General features: G+C 45.4%; 20 protein-coding genes. 17 read left to right on the forward strand and 3 right to left on the reverse strand.

The window, feature by feature from the left end; translation table 11 throughout:
- Positions 1 to 58: 58 nt before the first annotated feature.
- On the forward strand, positions 59 to 622 hold the full coding sequence (locus QZ135_RS22095; protein ID WP_294614671.1) for a hypothetical protein: 564 nt from the start codon (positions 59 to 61) through the stop codon (positions 620 to 622).
- A gap of 69 nt (positions 623 to 691) precedes the next feature.
- On the opposite strand, the gene QZ135_RS22100 is transcribed toward QZ135_RS22095, so the two are convergent.
- Entirely contained in the window at positions 692 to 1,312 is a 621-nt protein-coding gene (locus tag QZ135_RS22100; protein WP_294614673.1) for a helix-turn-helix transcriptional regulator, read from the reverse strand.
- On the reverse strand, positions 1,305 to 2,003 hold the full coding sequence (locus tag QZ135_RS22105; RefSeq protein ID WP_294614675.1) for a DUF3990 domain-containing protein: 699 nt from the start codon (positions 2,001 to 2,003) through the stop codon (positions 1,305 to 1,307). Before QZ135_RS22105 ends, QZ135_RS22100 begins: the two co-directional genes overlap by 8 nt.
- Before the next feature lie 234 nt (positions 2,004 to 2,237).
- Here QZ135_RS22105 and QZ135_RS22110 point away from each other — a divergent pair, with 234 nt between their 5' ends.
- From QZ135_RS22110 to QZ135_RS22125, 4 genes are all read left to right on the forward strand, one after another.
- Positions 2,238 to 2,714 carry a hypothetical protein gene (locus QZ135_RS22110; RefSeq protein ID WP_016413784.1) on the forward strand — a complete coding sequence of 159 codons (477 nt, stop codon included), beginning with the start codon at positions 2,238 to 2,240 and terminating at the stop codon, positions 2,712 to 2,714.
- Positions 2,715 to 2,927, forward strand: a complete 213-nt coding sequence (locus tag QZ135_RS22115; RefSeq protein WP_016413785.1) for an excisionase — start codon at positions 2,715 to 2,717, stop codon at positions 2,925 to 2,927. It abuts the gene before it with no gap.
- 112 nt (positions 2,928 to 3,039) lie between these two features.
- The gene (locus tag QZ135_RS22120; RefSeq protein ID WP_294614679.1) at positions 3,040 to 4,317 is read left to right on the forward strand and encodes a tyrosine-type recombinase/integrase; all 1,278 of its coding nucleotides are present in this window, start codon (positions 3,040 to 3,042) and stop codon (positions 4,315 to 4,317) included.
- 125 nt (positions 4,318 to 4,442) lie between these two features.
- Positions 4,443 to 5,834, forward strand: a complete 1,392-nt coding sequence (locus QZ135_RS22125) for a zinc-ribbon domain-containing protein (protein WP_294614681.1) — start codon at positions 4,443 to 4,445, stop codon at positions 5,832 to 5,834.
- Positions 5,835 to 5,862: 28 nt separating this feature from the next.
- Here QZ135_RS22125 and QZ135_RS22130 read toward each other — a convergent pair whose 3' ends face one another.
- On the reverse strand, positions 5,863 to 6,180 hold the full coding sequence (locus QZ135_RS22130; RefSeq protein WP_294614683.1) for a helix-turn-helix transcriptional regulator: 318 nt from the start codon (positions 6,178 to 6,180) through the stop codon (positions 5,863 to 5,865).
- A 172-nt stretch (positions 6,181 to 6,352) separates the two neighbouring features.
- Between QZ135_RS22130 and QZ135_RS22135 the strand changes: the two genes are divergently transcribed.
- The 12 genes from QZ135_RS22135 to QZ135_RS22190 form a co-directional block, all read left to right on the forward strand.
- Positions 6,353 to 6,664, forward strand: coding sequence for a helix-turn-helix transcriptional regulator (locus QZ135_RS22135; RefSeq protein WP_294614685.1), 312 nt, complete (start codon positions 6,353 to 6,355; stop codon positions 6,662 to 6,664).
- A gap of 286 nt (positions 6,665 to 6,950) precedes the next feature.
- A complete protein-coding gene (locus QZ135_RS22140; protein ID WP_294614687.1) occupies positions 6,951 to 7,913 on the forward strand; it encodes an AAA family ATPase in 963 nt (320 codons plus the stop codon).
- 25 nt (positions 7,914 to 7,938) lie between these two features.
- A complete protein-coding gene (locus tag QZ135_RS22145) occupies positions 7,939 to 8,268 on the forward strand; it encodes a hypothetical protein (protein ID WP_294614689.1) in 330 nt (109 codons plus the stop codon).
- Positions 8,265 to 8,777: a recombinase family protein gene (locus QZ135_RS22150; protein ID WP_294614691.1), complete on the forward strand. Its 513-nt coding sequence runs from the start codon at positions 8,265 to 8,267 to the stop codon at positions 8,775 to 8,777. The genes QZ135_RS22145 and QZ135_RS22150 overlap by 4 nt, the downstream gene beginning before the upstream one ends.
- A 4-nt stretch (positions 8,778 to 8,781) precedes the next feature.
- Positions 8,782 to 10,734, forward strand: coding sequence for a recombinase family protein (locus QZ135_RS22155; protein WP_294614694.1), 1,953 nt, complete (start codon positions 8,782 to 8,784; stop codon positions 10,732 to 10,734).
- A 12-nt stretch (positions 10,735 to 10,746) separates the two neighbouring features.
- Positions 10,747 to 11,589 (forward strand): hypothetical protein, encoded by an 843-nt coding sequence (locus QZ135_RS22160; RefSeq protein ID WP_294614696.1) that lies wholly within the window; start codon positions 10,747 to 10,749, stop codon positions 11,587 to 11,589.
- The gene (locus QZ135_RS22165) at positions 11,567 to 11,971 is read left to right on the forward strand and encodes a hypothetical protein (protein ID WP_294614698.1); all 405 of its coding nucleotides are present in this window, start codon (positions 11,567 to 11,569) and stop codon (positions 11,969 to 11,971) included. The genes QZ135_RS22160 and QZ135_RS22165 overlap by 23 nt, the downstream gene beginning before the upstream one ends.
- A complete protein-coding gene (locus tag QZ135_RS22170) occupies positions 11,968 to 12,231 on the forward strand; it encodes a hypothetical protein (RefSeq protein WP_294614700.1) in 264 nt (87 codons plus the stop codon). The genes QZ135_RS22165 and QZ135_RS22170 overlap by 4 nt, the downstream gene beginning before the upstream one ends.
- Before the next feature lie 6 nt (positions 12,232 to 12,237).
- Entirely contained in the window at positions 12,238 to 12,933 is a 696-nt protein-coding gene (locus QZ135_RS22175; RefSeq protein ID WP_294614703.1) for a metallophosphoesterase, read from the forward strand.
- Positions 12,934 to 13,580: 647 nt separating this feature from the next.
- Positions 13,581 to 14,186 carry a helix-turn-helix transcriptional regulator gene (locus tag QZ135_RS22180; RefSeq protein WP_003525258.1) on the forward strand — a complete coding sequence of 202 codons (606 nt, stop codon included), beginning with the start codon at positions 13,581 to 13,583 and terminating at the stop codon, positions 14,184 to 14,186.
- Positions 14,187 to 14,294: 108 nt separating this feature from the next.
- A complete protein-coding gene (locus QZ135_RS22185) occupies positions 14,295 to 14,960 on the forward strand; it encodes a phosphatase PAP2 family protein (RefSeq protein ID WP_022156502.1) in 666 nt (221 codons plus the stop codon).
- A gap of 135 nt (positions 14,961 to 15,095) precedes the next feature.
- Positions 15,096 to 15,843 (forward strand): zinc-ribbon domain-containing protein (locus QZ135_RS22190; protein WP_294614707.1); only part of this gene is annotated, 748 nt, incomplete at its 3' end.

Genomic DNA, 15,843 nt, shown 5'->3' on the forward strand with positions numbered 1-15,843 from the left:
GTGATCTCCGAATTTTTGACTTTCACCCAAATTCAAAAATTCAAAGGAGATCACAGTAATGAAAAGAACATTTTTGGTAAAGAAGGACCCCACGATTGAAGCACAGGACAATTGGCTGATCATGGATTATCGCCAGTATGCGGCATGGAGAGAAACGGATGAAGGCAAGAATCGGGAAATCGTCTTTGGAAAGTTTGAGGCTTGTAGTGAAGACGACTCTATCATTTTCATGGAGTGCAATGAAAAAGTCAGCAAAGAGTTGAAAAAGGATTGCCATCGCAAGCAGTACATCCGAAGCCGAGACGCCGAAACACCGTTCCAAGTCATGTCTTACAGCACCATGACCTTTCAAGAGTCTGAAATCTATGGAGAAGATGTTCTCGAAGATACAGAGTGCAATGTAGAGGAGTCGGTCATGCAGCGTATGGATGTTGAGCGGGTCAGAACTGCACTGAAAATGTTGGCCCCGGAAGAGCGGGCCATCATTCAGGATTTTTTCTTCACAGAATCCCCAATACCGGTTAAGGAGCTTGTGGAAAAATACGCAATGCCCAAGACGAGCATCTATAGAAAAAGGGATGATGCACTGAAGGCGCTTAAGAAAATTTTAGGAAATGCGTAGGTTAAATAGGAACGATACGACCGGTTTGACATAGAAAATGCACCTGCCGAAGCAGGTGCAGGAATGAAATCACATCATGGGGTTTTCCAATAGGTCTTCCACATTGCAGCCGAGAACACGGGACAACTTGTAGAGGATGTTTGCCTGCGCCTTGTCAATGCCATTGACCCGCTGTTCGTACATCTGAATGTTGCGCAGATTCACGCCGGATTGCTCTGCAAGCTCTGCCTGAGATAAGCCCCGGTTTTCACGGATGCGCTTCAGATTGGAATCGCCTTCCGCTGCTTTATAGAGTTCCTCCATGGTATCGATGAAACTTGTAATGTCCATCTCGTGGTAAACGGAATACATCCCAATGATCTTGGAAAGTGGAATGCGCTCAAAGATATCCTTGAAACGACGGCCAGTAAACCATTGGTACTCTGCAACTGCCCAACCGGCCCAATATTCAGGGGAGCAGTCCTCTGCGTTGGTTGGTGCTGGCAGCTCCTTTGGACCGTATGCCTTTGTGATGACCGCACGGGCCAGCTCAACACCGGACATCCCTGCAACATAGGCGGGGTTGCCTCGTTCAAACTGTTCGGCGTAGCCGGTATTGATGAAGAGTGCTGTGATCCAATCCGGTTTTAGCTTGCAGTCGTTGATCGCATAGTCGAAGAAAGAGGAAAGACGATCCTTGGCATTATTCAAATAAGATTCGCTGTATGCGTGGGTCATCGTTGCTCATCTCCTCCCTCAAGATATCCAGCACGAAGATGTCGTCCCGGTAAGATTTGCTTTTCTTGATCTCTTTACGGTAAGTATCCCTCGCTTTGGTATCTCTATCCAAGAACTTGGGGTAATAGACGCTCTTGCTGACCGGATAAGCATTCACGAAGTGCAGCCGATCAAAGCCTTTTTGAGAAATGACAACCGTCTGCTCACCGAGTTTGCCCAGCTTTAGAGCCTTGTTCAGACTTCTGAGCGGTAAGGTGTTGGACACAAAGGACTCTGCATACTGGAAATAGGAATCGTCTGCCCGATAGCCGATCACAACATCGAAGCCGGTTAAATCAATTGAATAGTGACCAATAAGATAGTCCCTTGCATCAACGGCAACTTCGGAGTCCAGCTTGAAGGTGCGGAACTGAAGCAGAAGAGCCATCCAGTTCAGGACCGTATGCGTTCCGTCCAACAGATTCAGCACCTTCAGTCCTTCCGTGTCAAAGTCGTAGCTGTTGACAAAACCGTCTGTGTTCTTTTTGCAGGCCCACTCACGAGCCATTTCATCGACGCGGGTACAGTAGAAACCCATGCCATAGTCGTTGTGCGGATTACCAATATGAATATCCGGAACCTCGATGATGTGGTCGGTTCCATGAAGCAGTTGAATGACGCTCATAATATGAAGCCTCCGTTATCATTGTAATGATACAACCACATTATATCATCCTGATGATAGTTTTGTCAATAGCGCATGAGAATTCATTCCAAAGAATATGCCGCTTTCCTCCAAATTCTTCTGCTTCCGAAAAATATTTTGGAAACGAGCAAAAAACTGTGGGAATCTCGCAAAAAAATTCGGCAAAGAGAAAGTGAGAGGGCAATCTCATAAAACCCGGTAGGAGTGATTCACATGAACAACAAAATAAACATCAACCCCAGCTCGACAAAGTGGCTCGAAAAAGATGATCGGGTCGTCGCTGATTACTTTTGCGATTTGGGCTTCCGTTCCCTGAAGCAGATCCTTGATATGCGTGTTTTCGACCTGATGAATATGCAGGGCCTGAACGCTGTCCGAGTCGAGGAAGTGATCATCTGCTTATATAAGTGGCTGAATCCCAACACAGCTATCGATGAGGCTATCTATAACGGTATGATGTCACAGCCCTTCCTCTATACTCCGTGGAGAAAAGAACACAAAGACCTTGCTGCCATCAAAGTCGGCGACTTGGTGCTGACCCCCGGTATCAACATGAAAGCTATTCAGCATTTCTATGATGCGATCCGTAAGGCGTTTTTCAAATCGGAGGAATACAACTGGAGATGGTACAAGTTCCGAAACAGAAGTGAATATGTGACCTATCTCCGGAAACACGAGGAGGCGGAATAAATGACGCGAACAGAAAAAGAAAATCTCGTTCCTGTTTGGGAGCGCATTACCATTAGTCTGGAAGAAGCTGCCGCATATAGCGGTATCGGCGTGAGGAAGCTGCGGGATATGACCGATAAGCCCGAATGCAACTATGTTATCTGGGTCGGAAACCGAAGAATGATCAAGCGGAAAAAGTTCGATGAATACCTTGAGTCGGCCTATTCTGTATGAGTCAAGTATGCGATTTGCTTGATATGGGCTGATTCGCAACATTGGAAAACGAGATGTCTCTATGTATCCTTAATGGTGCCAAGAGAAAAGCGAAAGCAAAGGAGTGAAGACTATGCAGTTTCAAAAGAAGGAAAAGCGGCAGACAACCGTTCGCTTTGATAGCCACCATGTAAGGCTACGCACCGGAGAGATACAGAGAAAAACCGGCAGCTATATGTACCGCTGGACAGACAAGCTCGGAAAACGTAATACCATATACGCTGCAACATTGGAAGATCTCCGGGAGCAGGAGGAACAGATCCTTGTTGACCAGCATGACGGCATCAAAGCCAATATCAAAAATGTCACGGTGAATGATGTATATGAGCTTTGGTGCCAACTGAAAAGAGGCATCAAGGACAGCACCATGAAAAACTACATTTATATGTATGAGCTGTTTGTGAAGCCAACTTTCGGAAAGAAGAAGCTGGTACAGGTGAAAAAATCGGATGTGCGCCGATTCTATAACCAGCTCATCGACGATAAGGTCCTGAAGCCGTCTACGGTAGATGTCATCCATAATATTGTCCACCAAGTATTTCAGATAGCCGTCGATGACGATATGATTCGCAGCAACCCTGCGGCCAATATGCTTCGGGAAATCAAAATGGCGCACGGTTCGGAAATCGAGAAAAGAAAGGCTTTGACCCTTGAGCAGGAAGAATTGTTTCTTGGTTATCTGGCCAGAACTCCCAAATACCAGCACTGGTATCCTGTCTTTTATATTATGGCGAACACCGGAATGCGTGTGGGGGAAATCACTGGTCTGCGCTGGTGCGATGTGGATATGGAAAACGGCATCATCAGCGTGAACCATACGCTGGTGTACTACAACCACAGAGATGAGAAGGGCTGCTACTTCTCCATCAATACACCTAAGACAAAAGCCGGTATTCGGGAAATTCCCATGACCGAAGGTGTGAAGCAGGCATTTCTAATGGAAAAGGAATTCCAAGAGGAGTGCGGAATGAAAAGTGTCAGCCACATTGAGGGGTATTCAGACTTCGTGTTTGTTAATCGGAACGGCGAGGTGCAGCATCAAGGCACACTGAATAAGGCTCTGCAACGGATCATGCGCGATTGTAACAGCGAAGTTCTTGAGAAAAAGGGCGTAGACTCCGATCCGGTTCTTCTGCCTAAGTTCTCGTGCCATGTGCTACGGCATACATTCGCTACAAGAATGTGCGAGAGCGGTCTGAATGTCAAGGTCGTGCAGTCTGTGCTTGGTCACGCCGATGTAACGACCACGCTCGACATTTATGTGACGGTCACGAACGACCTGAAGAAACGAGAAATCACAGCCTTTGAAACATATTTGAAAACCGGAGCTAAGCAAATGGCAAATGTATAATATGGTTCTCTCCCCCTTGCGGTCGCAAAATCTGCGATTGCAGGGGGATTTCTCTTTTTGCACATTTCTCTTATTTTGAGATTTTTCCTATACTGTTAGCAGTACACAGGAAGGGCGGCAACAGTATGGAAAACAGTTTGGCAAATAAGAAACCTTGGCTTGTAGCTGAATGGTCAGAAAGAAACGGCAGCATCTCACCGGATGATGTAACCTATGGTTCTAAAAAACTATATTGGTGGCATGGCAGTTGTGGCCATGAGTGGCAGGCCAGCGCAAAGGCAAGATCAAGCGGCGAGAATTGCCCGATTTGCAGTAACGCCAGAATCGTTGCGGGTATCAATGACCTTGCGAGTTTGAAACCGGAACTACTGAAAGAATGGTCGCCGAAGAATACCATCCAACCAACAGAGATCGGTGTTGGCTCTCATAAGAAAGTGCTTTGGATAGGAGCTTGCGGACATGAGTGGAGCGCAGAAATCCGAAATCGAGTCAGGGGAGCTGGTTGCCCCTACTGTTCGCACAACGCAGTCCTTCAAGGATTTAACGACCTTGCAACTGTACTGCCGCAGGTTGCAAAGGAGTGGTCGCCTCGAAACGCACCGCTCAAGCCAACACAGGTAACGCCTTATGCAAATCGGAAAGTTTGGTGGAAATGCGAACAGGGCCATGAGTGGTTTACGCTCATATCTACACGGGCTTATGGAAGCAAATGCCCTTATTGCAGCGGAATAAAATTGCTGAAGGGATTCAATGATTTAGCTTCGCTCCATCCGCAGCTCGCATTGGAATGGTCACAAAAAAACGGCACATTATTGCCGGAAGATTTCAACGAGCGCTCCACCAAAAATGTCTGGTGGAAGTGCAGTACCTGCGGACATGAGTATAGGGCGGTAATCAAATCCAAAGTTCATGGGCTAAAATGCCCGGTATGCACGAAAAACGCTTTGTTGCCCGGCTATAACGATTTGGCAACTACAGACCCAGAGCTGGCACAGGAATGGAATGCTGCCAAAAACATAAGAAAGCCCACAGAGATATCAAGACTGTCACAATACCCAGTTTGGTGGAAAGGCATTTGCGGGCATGAATGGAAGGATAAAGTGTTTCACCGCGCAGTTGGAGGAGCCGGCTGCATCTACTGCGAGAAAGTATTTCTTAAGGAGCTGCCATATCTGCTTGTAACGATGTATGCAAAGCAATATGGGCTTGCGACACGCACAGACGACGAAAAAATGATTGGGGCACGGATCGATGCAGTTATCCCGGAACTGCGGCTTGCGTTTGCCTTTTCTCAAAAAGGCACTGATAGAGAAGCCAAAGTCGCGGAGGTTCTTCACTTCCTGTGCAAAGCGAAAAGGATACAGTTATTTGTGATACGGCAGAAAGACCCGATTGCGCTTGCCACAGAAATCAAGCAAGCCTTCGCTAAGGCAAACCTATTTATAAATTCGGATAGTCAAAGGGATGTTGCCCATCTTCGGAAGCGATACTTTGCTCAAAAGAACAATGGAAACTAAAAAGAGGAACTGCGACTTGCAGTTCCTCTTAGTTCTTTTGATTCGTTTTTACTGCATGGGCAAGTAACATGTTGAGTGCGTCTTGCTTTGCTCGCTCATCAGCTTTTCGTGATGCGATCAACAAGCTGAGTTCATATTCAGACAGTGTAGAGTCCTCGATGTCCTGCCTTCCCAGCAGGTAGTCAACTGTTACGCCAAAAATATCTGCCAGTTGGATCAGAATGTCAATGGAAGGCTGCCTGGAGCCGGTTTCATAACGGGAGTAAACCACGGAGGATACGCCCAATGCGGAGGCCACTTCTGCCTGTGTAAGACCCTTGCGAGTGCGAATATCCTTGATGTTCACAGGCACGACCTCCTTCCAATATACTATATTAAATTATACTACCGGAACGGAATGCAATGTACTACCGTATCGGTAAATGGCTCGTTGACCAGATACCGTTTTGGTAGTATCATATTCCACAGGGGTAAATGCTTCGTGTCACTTCGCACCATCTCGGAATGCGGAGGAATACATGAACCTAAAAGAAATACGAGTCAGTCGCAAACTCAAAGTACAAGAGGTATCAGACTATCTGTGCTGCTTGCCATCTGTTTACAGCCGTTATGAGAATGGCAAACGAGAGCCATCCATCGATATTCTTCTGAAGCTGTCCAGGCTGTACGGCGTTTCAGTTGATTGTCTAATTGGAAATGATGAGGTCGTTGACACGAGCATAACCGAAAAAGAAGCTGCAATGATAAGCGCTATGCGTCAGGCGGACGAACGAGCCAGACAGGATGCAATTGCCTTATTAGAGCTGCATACAGGGAATAAGAAAATCTAAACAGAGAGGTGCAAAGTGACAGGAGCTTTGCCCTCTGTATCTTGAAAGTGCACCGTAAAAGCGGTGCTCTTTCTTTTAAGGTCGCAAGGCAGCACGCACTTTTGTGAGCATTCCTTTTGCGAGGTTAAAAGCAGGAAAAGTGCGAGCTTGGACACCGTTTTTGCCAAAATGGCTCAGTGAAAAGCGGTTATTGCCGAAACGGCGATGGAAGCAGATGTGTCACCACCCTATAATAATAGTAGTGACTTATGATCCCTATCTGATTTGAGAAATGTGCGAGGTTAGAATGGAAGGTTCCGTTTACCAATACTACGCAAATGTCCGAACTGAGCCGGTTGAATGGCTATGGTATCCCTATATACCGCTCGGGAAGCTGACGGTGCTCCAAGGCGATCCCGGTGAGGGTAAATCTACATTTGCATTGAATGTCGTAGCAAGAATTACGACAGGACAGCCTATGCCGGATGGTGTTCCTGTTAAAGGAAAGCGCGTTGCGATCTATCAGTGTGCTGAAGACGGTATTGCAGATACAATAAAGCCCCGTCTCCAGCAGGCCGGAGCGGATTGTGAACGAGTAGCTTATATCATAGACAACGACATTGCATTGACACTGGAGGACGGTCGAATCGAAACAGCGATCAAGGACACACACGCCAGTGTATTTATTATCGACCCCATTCAGGCATTTATCCCGCCTGATGCAGATATGCAGAGTGCCACCAAGATGCGCTCTGTTCTGCGGAAGCTGGCAAATATTGCAGACCGCAACAAATGCGCTGTAATTCTCATCGGTCACATGAACAAAGGCGGCAGTAGCAAATCATTGTATCGAGGGCTTGGCTCTATCGACATTGCTGCTATTGCACGAAGTGTGCTCATGATCTCAAGAGATGAAAGCCGCCCTGACATTCGATACATGTATCCGATAAAATCGAGCCTTGCTCCGGAAGGACCTGCAATTGCTTTCTCGTTCAAAGAGCATGGCGGAATCGTATGGCACGGCAAATATGATCTGAATACCGCAGAACTCATGGACAGCATCACAGTAAAAACAACCAAGCGGGAACGAGCTCGTGCAAAACTGGTTCAGCTTTTGGAGCATGAGGATCGTCCGGCAAAAGAAGTGTATGCCGGCCTTGCTGATATAGGCGTTGGAAGCCGTACTGTTGAGAAAGCAAAAAAAGAACTCCAAGTCACAACTTACCGTTCTGGCGGAAGTTGGTACTGGAGTTTGCCAAAGCCCAAATAACCAATGATGTTTACCGGGAGATGAGATGATGGAGAACTTGGTTTGGAAAGCCTACTATCACAGTATGAGTGGGCATGAGATTCGGCCATTTAACATATTTGAACATGGGAGATTCAGAGAAGAAGTACGGAAGCTCTTGCTGAAATGCACAGAGAAAGAAGCATTCGCTGAGGAGTTGCGCCGTTCTCTTTTCTACTATTATTGCAGTAAATGTGAATGGGAAGTTGTCATCGGACCTTGGTGCGGAGATCGGGGCACGAAGGAAATCAAAGTCGATGTCTATATGCAGGTCATGAACAATTGGGATATCTTCGTGGATTATGTTTGGAACGAAGGAAAGAAGCAAAGACGATGAGTGTGAGCACAGATACAGAGCGGATTTTCCGAATCGGTGGCTATGTAAAGCGGGCAAAACTGAATCTGCGCAATGAGCGTGAGATAAGAGCCTTTCATCGAAATGCGATTGAAAGACGGTTTGGTGATTTTGAGGATGGCACACTCGTGGATGTTTATATCGACATCACCGGTTATAAAGAAACGGCCAAGCGTCCTGAGATGCTGCGGCTTATGCGGGATTGTGCAGATGGAAAAGTGAATCTGATTTTTGCAGAAACCAAAGGATATTTGACTGCAAACACACGAGAGTTCTGCTACTGGCTCCATTTCATCTTTAATCTGAAAGAACGGGTAGACATCATAACCGACGATGACCAGTTCAACATCAACACGATTCTCAACGCAGACAAGCAGCGTGAGGCACTGATAAAAATGGCTGAAGACTACATTTATCTGAATCCGCCTGACCACCAGAAGTGGTTGAATGGAGTGGTTTCTGCCATCACAAACTTACGGGAGGACGGATAAGGATATGGCAAAGGATGAAAACAAGGAATCGGAAATCCGAGGCGATGAGCAAGAAATCGTAGACCAGCGGCTTCCGGTGTGGCGTCCGCAGGATGCTGACCGAGAATATTACCGGTATGAAACGAAGAAGAGAATCCAGCATTATACGGTTCCGCCGCAGACTATTTTCCGTCCAGCAAAACCAACGCCTACTATTCGAGATGCAGAGCATAAGCGTGTTGCAGTTTATGCCCGTGTGAGTACGAAGAGCAAGGAGCAGGTCTCCTCCATCGAAAACCAAACAAAGTACTATACAGAGAAGATTGCCAAAACGCCCAACTGGGATCTGGCGGAAATATACAGTGACGAGGGCAAATCCGGCACATCGAAAAAATGGCGTCCAGAGTTCAAACGAATGCTGGAAGATGCGTCGAAGAAGAAAATGGATTTGATCGTTTGTGCCAGTGTGTCTCGTTTTGCCCGTAACATCTCTGACCTGATTGAGGAAGTGCGGAAACTAAGAACGACGAATCCGTCAAACCCGGTCGGCGTGTATTTTGAAACGGAGGACCTTTATACGCTGGACCCGAACATCAACGAAAGGCTCCAGATGCAAGGCCTTTTTGCAGAGTGGGAATCCGGCAATAAAAGTCGCCGCATGATCCTATCCTATGATCAAAGAATCTGCACTGGACAGTTTCCGCTATCCGATCTGCTCGGTTTACGGCACACAATAGAGGGCGGTTTCATCATCGAGGAAGAAGAGGCGAAGACGGTTAAGTATATTTTCCTTGCTACGCTGTGTGGGTACACAGCGGAAGAAATCGCAGAGGTGTTGACGGAGAAGCAACGGCCAACACTTCGAGGCCGTACCGAATGGACAGCCTCAATGGTGAAAGCAATTATGGAGAATGAACGGCGTTGGGGTGATCTTGAGGTTCGGAAAAGGGTCGTCATTGACTATAAGGAAAAAGTGACGGCGAAAAACGATGGTCTGAGAGAAGGAGCCTACATCCCCCATTACCATGAGGGAATTGTATCTCCTGAAATTGCAAGAGCAGCACATATGATGCGAGCCAGCCGATACAAGTTCGGAAGTGTCCCGGATGTTTATGTGATCGATAGTGGAGCACTGAAAGGCTTCGTCAGTATCTCCCCGACATGGAGCGGCATCGACAATCGGGCTTTTCAGGATATTTCACGCCAAGTTTACAACGAGGATGAGTTTTGCGAGCTTCAGCGTCGGGCAAATATCATGAACGGCAGAACACACAGCAATGTCGTTTCCATGACGCTGAATGATTACCGGGTTGCACCCGGTGTCATGTTCATGACCCGCAGTGATCCGCAGCTTACATTTTCGCAAAGAAGTATGAAATTGAATGCAGTCTGTTGGGAAAAACTTGGGCAGCAGAAATGTGTAGAGTTCTTGTACCACCCGGTACTGGAAGTAATCGCAGTACGAAGCTGCAATGCCACAAACCCCAATGCGGTGCTATGGGACGAAACGAAAAAGTCGGGGCTTCAACTATGTACTTCCGCATTCTCAAACGCCGTCTATGATAAGCTCGATTGGATGAGAAAGTATAAATTCAGATTCAGAGGTGTGACCCGTGTTAGAGGTGGCGAAAGGATCATTTTCTTTTTTCTTGATGAACCGCAGATCTTGGTTGGAAAGGATAAAAAGCACCTTGATGCTATGGACACCTCAGATTCAACCGTAAAGTACATTCCCTATAAGGAAAGCGAGTGTGACGGTGCGGCTGGTTTGGTGGCAGGAATCGCTTACCCTGAGAACTGGCAGAAACAAGTTGGTGTCAGTTATGAGATCAAACAGCAACGAGGGCGTGTCCTTGATGCGGTGTCTTCAGCAGATATTCGCAACCATGGTACAAAAGTAGTGAACCCTTTTATAGGAGTAATCCCTACACACGGAGAGCTTGAAGATGAATTAGAACAAATCTATGAGGCAATGTAACCGGAGGACAATATGGATAACGATAATTTTTCCTTTCTCGCTGATGCAGAAAGCTCGATAACGGGAGATAAAACCGAAGGGTACACGCCCAAGGAGCAGGAGCTGATTCATCAATTGGTTCAAGAACGACTGGGCAAGAAAAATGCCATCGAGTTTGAATCTCTCGATGACTATGTTGTTCCGCCCAAAATGTTCTTCTCCATGATTAAGAAACCGGCTGTGAGTATTCGTGCAAACAGAGTGGAATTTAGTATGTCAGCGATCCGGCTGTTTGAGGGAGTACAGCACGTCCTTCCTATGCTCAGTGAGAATAAAAAGCGAATGGTTGTGGCCATCTGTGCGGAAGAAGAAATCTCTTCGATTGAATGGGCAAGACTAAAGAAAGATAAGTGGGTCAACCGTTCTATATCCTGCCCGGAATATGTCCAAAGCATTTATAAGATGATGAACTGGAACAAGGAGTGTCGGTACAAGATCTATGGACGGCTTGCCAATTCTGAGCGAGGGCTGGTTCTGGTATTTGATCTTGCATCCGCTGTTATGTTTGATCCGCTGCCGGAGGAGTACTTTGACAAGCACACCGGCAAAATGAAGAAACGCATTGTTAAATATTATCCTGATGAGATCCGCATGAAGTTGGGCAGGAGTTATTCGGATTATGAAGCCCTTCAGCAACGAAGCAGCTTCGAATCACTATCCGGATACATGGACACCAGCGGAGGCGCTGTTCCCGCTACGGTTTCTGAAGAGCTGGCTGCTTCCATCAGTATGCAGGAGCAGGAGAAGAAACGGGAGACTTTGTTTGGCACGATTATTGGAAATGGAGGTGACGATGATGTCCGAAACAACGAATGAGGATAGAATGTACCCAATCGAAATGACGCTGCAAGGCGCTCGCTGCTGTATCAGCATCGGCAAGGGCGTTATAAAAGCCTTGGGAAAGCCGAGCCATGTCTCAATTAAAATTTCAGATAGCCATGATTCTTTGAGCGTTTTCCCTTGTGATGAGGATGATGTGATGGCTTTCCGAGTTCCGCTGAAACTGTTCACCGATCACAGATGCGTCATGAGGATCAACAGCAAGCAATTTGTTCATGGAATCATGCGGACAAACCAGATGGACACTTCAAAGACATATGTTTTATCCGGCGAGTTTCTGGAAGAGAAGAATACAGCAGTATTCTCGTTAGTTGAGGGCGTCAGTCTTCGTACTCAAAAAGGGATGGCGCAGTCATGAACGATTTCGTCAGAGAGTTTTTTGAGGATCAGCCTGAATTACTCAGGCGATATGAACGCAACGAGGCACGATATATCTTGCAGCTTCCGAAGAACTACGATACAATTAGCATTGACTTTGGAATTGATAAGAATGAGATGAAGCGGCTGGTGATTGCCCTTGCCGAGCTTGATCTGACCATTGATGAATGGCTTTGCTTTAAGATGAAAGAGCTGATTCTGGCCGACAGACTATCCAAGGAAAACAGAGGCGAAGAATAAGGGATTATGCGCTACTATGTTATCTCCGATGTTCACGGATACTATACGCAGATGAAGTCTGCTTTGGAAAAGGCAGGCTTCTTTTCCGATACAACTCCTCATAAGTTAATCATGCTCGGAGATTTATTTGATCGAGGGCATGAGGCGAAACAGCTTCAGCAGTTCATATTGGAGCAGATGGAGCAAGACAAGATAATTCTCATTCGTGGAAACCATGAAGACCTATTTGTGGAGCTTGTGACCACGGATGCAGGGATGCCATATAGCTATCACAAATCAAACGGAACTTATGATACTGCACTCCAGTTAACGGGCTTTGATCCAGTGATGGCATCTATACGCCATTATGATTTTGCCGATGCAGCGAAAGACACACCGTTTTACAAAGAGATTATCCAAGCGATGCTTGATTACTTTGAGACGGAACACTATGTTTTCACGCATGGCTGGATACCAAGCATTCCGAACAGGGATAAAAGCTACAGCTATATTTCTTCTTGGAGAGAAGCAGACCGTGAGCAATGGAATCAAGCAAGATGGTTCAATGGCATGGATGCAGTACAGACCGCAGATGAGAATAAGACCATTGTTTGCGGACACTGGCATACATCGTATGGCCATAGCAAATACGAACACAAGGGGACCGAGTTTGGAGAAGATGCGGACTTCTCTCCCTATTATGGTCCGGAATTATTGCCATAGATGCCTGTACAGCGTTCAGTGGAAAGGTAAATTGTCTTGTGATAGAGGATTAACGGCGTGGCGTAGTACGGGATTGAACTTTGCATATCCGTTTATAACCACGCTTTAGACTGGCACAATATAAAGAGTGAATGTAAGCAGAGTATTGAAGTTTTTTTCTGGATTCCTTACGGGACGACCTGAAACCCATTGAAATTCTGAGATTCTACTGTTATAATATTAACTACAATCTTTCGGAGGTGCGAAAGGTTGGAGTTGCACCACATACACCACTTGGAGCACCACTATGGTGTATGCTTTCAGCAGGGAAATGTACAGAGTTATCACACACGGGAAAATGTGACCTGTAAGCAAAGCACAGTATTAACAGGGCTTCTACACAGCTATTCCATGTGAGGAATCTTATCCCGACAATGAAGTCCTTACCGAACGACAAGTAAGAAAACCCCAGTATTTATGCGGGTTTCGGGACTTTCCAAACCGAATAAATTTACCTCTTTACACCAAATTTACACCAATCGGTGCTAAAAACGGTGCAGAGACTAAAAAATCGCATAATTTACGGAATGAATGGGCAGTCCCATAGTGGGATTGCCCATTTCTAATAAAGGATACATTCGTATCTGAGTGCAAAAGGAATGTTTATTATGGAATTAAGTGAAAAATTACAAGAGTTGAGGAAAGAAAAAGGACTCACGCAGGAAGAACTTGCGGAAGCGTTATTTGTGTCTCGCACTGCAATTTCTAAGTGGGAATCCGGCAGAGGAGTTCCCAATATCGAGTCATTAAAAGCAATTTCAAAGTTTTTTTCAGTGTCAATAGATGAGTTATTGTCCGGTGAAGAAATACTTAAAATTGCTGACGAGGATAATAAGCAAAAGGAAAAACATACAAGAGACTTAGTGTTTGGTTTACTCGATTGCAGTTTGATTATGTTTCTGTTTCTGCCTTTCTTTGGACAAAAGGGTGATGAGATTATAAAAGAGGTATCTTTACTTTCGCTGACAGGTACCCCGCAGTATATCAAAATACCGTATTTAATTATTGTATTTGGAATTGTACTTACAGGTGTTTTGCTTCTCGCTCTACAAAATTATGAAGCAGTGTTTTGGTTGAAACACAAACATCAAATATCCATTGTGTTAAGCACAGTTGCTACAATAGAATTTATGATAACACTTCAACCTTATGCAGCCTTTTTCACTTTTGTTTTCTTGGCGATAAAGTCTCTGATGCTGATAAAATGGCGATGATACGAAGCGTGTCGCCAATGTGACGGTGAAATTCTTTTCATTTTTATTCATTCCACCTATATTGTAAACAGGCGAAAGCCAAATAATTATGGCAAAGGATTGATAAAAATGAAAAAAGAAAAAAGTCAAAAAGTATTGCTTTCAGGAATAGCAATGGTAGTGTTATTTATTTTGTGGACAGTGGCAATAAGCCTTATTGATGTTCAGCCCATCGGGCCACAAAACTCTTCTGTTGGATTTGCAACCTTGAACGGCTTTATCCACAGCCTGACAGGTGTGCATATGGCAATATATACCGTTACGGACTGGTTAGGACTGATACCGCTTTGCTTTATTTTGGGATTTGCGTTGCTTGGACTTATACAGCTTATTAAAAGAAAAAGCTTATTCAAGGTCGATTCCAGTATTTTGGTGTTGGGAGCATTCTATATTGTTGTAATGGCGGCATATTTGTTTTTTGAATTTTATGTTGTCAATTACCGCCCGGTATTGATTAACGGTTTTCTTGAAGCTTCGTATCCATCATCGACAACCTTGCTTGTTATGTGTGTTATGCCGACAGCTGTTATGCAGCTAAACAGTAGAATTAGAAATACAAAAATGAAAAGAGCATTTGCCTTTGCTTTAATTGCATTTACTGCTTTTATGGTAATTGGCAGGTTGATATCCGGTGTTCATTGGATTACTGATATTATTGGCGGGGCAATTTTAAGTGCGGGTTTAGTGATGATTTATTATAGTGTAACCACTCTTATTGCCCGACAGGAAAGATAAAATTCTAACTGAGGAATCACTTATTGACCTTGAGAGATATTTTCTCCCAAGGTCTTTCTTATTATTCGCAAACTACACCAATCCCGATTTTCTCAATATAATTGGGATAATCACAAAGGAAGGGGTGGTTGTACTATGACGGGCAGTTTAGCAAGCGTTCATCCGGAGCTTATTCCTGAATGGTCAGAGAAGAACTTACCGCTAACGCCGGATAAGATAACCTTCGGTTCAAATAAAAGAGTGTGGTGGAAAGGTGCTTGCGGACACGAGTGGGAAACGAGCGTCAAAGCTCGTTCAAAGGGCGAGAAATGCCCGATATGCTCAGGAGCGAGAGTAATAGAGGGTATCAATGATTTAGCCACATTGAAGCCCCTGTTGGCTCAGGAGTGGTCTAAAAAGAACAAATTAAAGCCTACCGAGGTATCTGTCGCTTCTCATAAGAAGATTATTTGGAAATGTAAACACGGACACGAATGGGAAGCAAGCGTTAAAAGCAGAACGGTAAACGGCACAGGCTGTCCATACTGCTCACATAATAAAGTCCTTGCCGGATTCAATGACCTTGCTTCACAGTATCCCGATATTGCTGCTGAATGGTCTGACAGAAATCTTCCGTTGCTGCCTACAATGGTGACAGCCTTTGCAAACAGTAAGGCTTGGTGGAAATGCAAAGATTGCGGAAACGAGTGGCACACTCTTATTTCAACCCGTTCCGGTGGGAGCAGATGTCCGTATTGTAGTGGATATACATTGCTCAAAGGATTTAATGACTTGGCGACTACGCACCCTGACCTTGCCGCCGAGTGGGCAGAAAGAAATTATCCCCTAATTTTCAATCCTCGCCCTATTTTCAAATATGTCGTGGATATTGACAACGACCATA

Source organism: uncultured Bacteroides sp. (assembly GCF_905207245.1).
Classification (GTDB): domain Bacteria; phylum Bacteroidota; class Bacteroidia; order Bacteroidales; family Bacteroidaceae; genus Bacteroides.

Bases quoted from the DNA above. Each gene is read 5' to 3' on its own strand.
- QZ135_RS22185 (WP_022156502.1), top strand. From the start codon at position 14,295: ATGAAAAAAGAAAAAAGTCAAAAAGTATTGCTTTCAGGAATAGCAATG.
- QZ135_RS22095 (WP_294614671.1), top strand. From the start codon at position 59: ATGAAAAGAACATTTTTGGTAAAGAAGGACCCCACGATTGAAGCACAG.
- QZ135_RS22125 (WP_294614681.1), top strand. From the start codon at position 4,443: ATGGAAAACAGTTTGGCAAATAAGAAACCTTGGCTTGTAGCTGAATGG.
- QZ135_RS22115 (WP_016413785.1), top strand. From the start codon at position 2,715: ATGACGCGAACAGAAAAAGAAAATCTCGTTCCTGTTTGGGAGCGCATT.
- QZ135_RS22110 (WP_016413784.1), top strand. From the start codon at position 2,238: ATGAACAACAAAATAAACATCAACCCCAGCTCGACAAAGTGGCTCGAA.
- QZ135_RS22145 (WP_294614689.1), top strand. From the start codon at position 7,939: ATGATGGAGAACTTGGTTTGGAAAGCCTACTATCACAGTATGAGTGGG.
- QZ135_RS22105 (WP_294614675.1), bottom strand. From the start codon at position 2,003: ATGAGCGTCATTCAACTGCTTCATGGAACCGACCACATCATCGAGGTT.
- QZ135_RS22160 (WP_294614696.1), top strand. From the start codon at position 10,747: ATGGATAACGATAATTTTTCCTTTCTCGCTGATGCAGAAAGCTCGATA.
- QZ135_RS22170 (WP_294614700.1), top strand. From the start codon at position 11,968: ATGAACGATTTCGTCAGAGAGTTTTTTGAGGATCAGCCTGAATTACTC.
- QZ135_RS22140 (WP_294614687.1), top strand. From the start codon at position 6,951: ATGGAAGGTTCCGTTTACCAATACTACGCAAATGTCCGAACTGAGCCG.
- QZ135_RS22165 (WP_294614698.1), top strand. From the start codon at position 11,567: ATGATGTCCGAAACAACGAATGAGGATAGAATGTACCCAATCGAAATG.
- QZ135_RS22135 (WP_294614685.1), top strand. From the start codon at position 6,353: ATGAACCTAAAAGAAATACGAGTCAGTCGCAAACTCAAAGTACAAGAG.
- QZ135_RS22150 (WP_294614691.1), top strand. From the start codon at position 8,265: ATGAGTGTGAGCACAGATACAGAGCGGATTTTCCGAATCGGTGGCTAT.
- QZ135_RS22120 (WP_294614679.1), top strand. From the start codon at position 3,040: ATGCAGTTTCAAAAGAAGGAAAAGCGGCAGACAACCGTTCGCTTTGAT.
- QZ135_RS22180 (WP_003525258.1), top strand. From the start codon at position 13,581: ATGGAATTAAGTGAAAAATTACAAGAGTTGAGGAAAGAAAAAGGACTC.
- QZ135_RS22175 (WP_294614703.1), top strand. From the start codon at position 12,238: ATGCGCTACTATGTTATCTCCGATGTTCACGGATACTATACGCAGATG.
- QZ135_RS22155 (WP_294614694.1), top strand. From the start codon at position 8,782: ATGGCAAAGGATGAAAACAAGGAATCGGAAATCCGAGGCGATGAGCAA.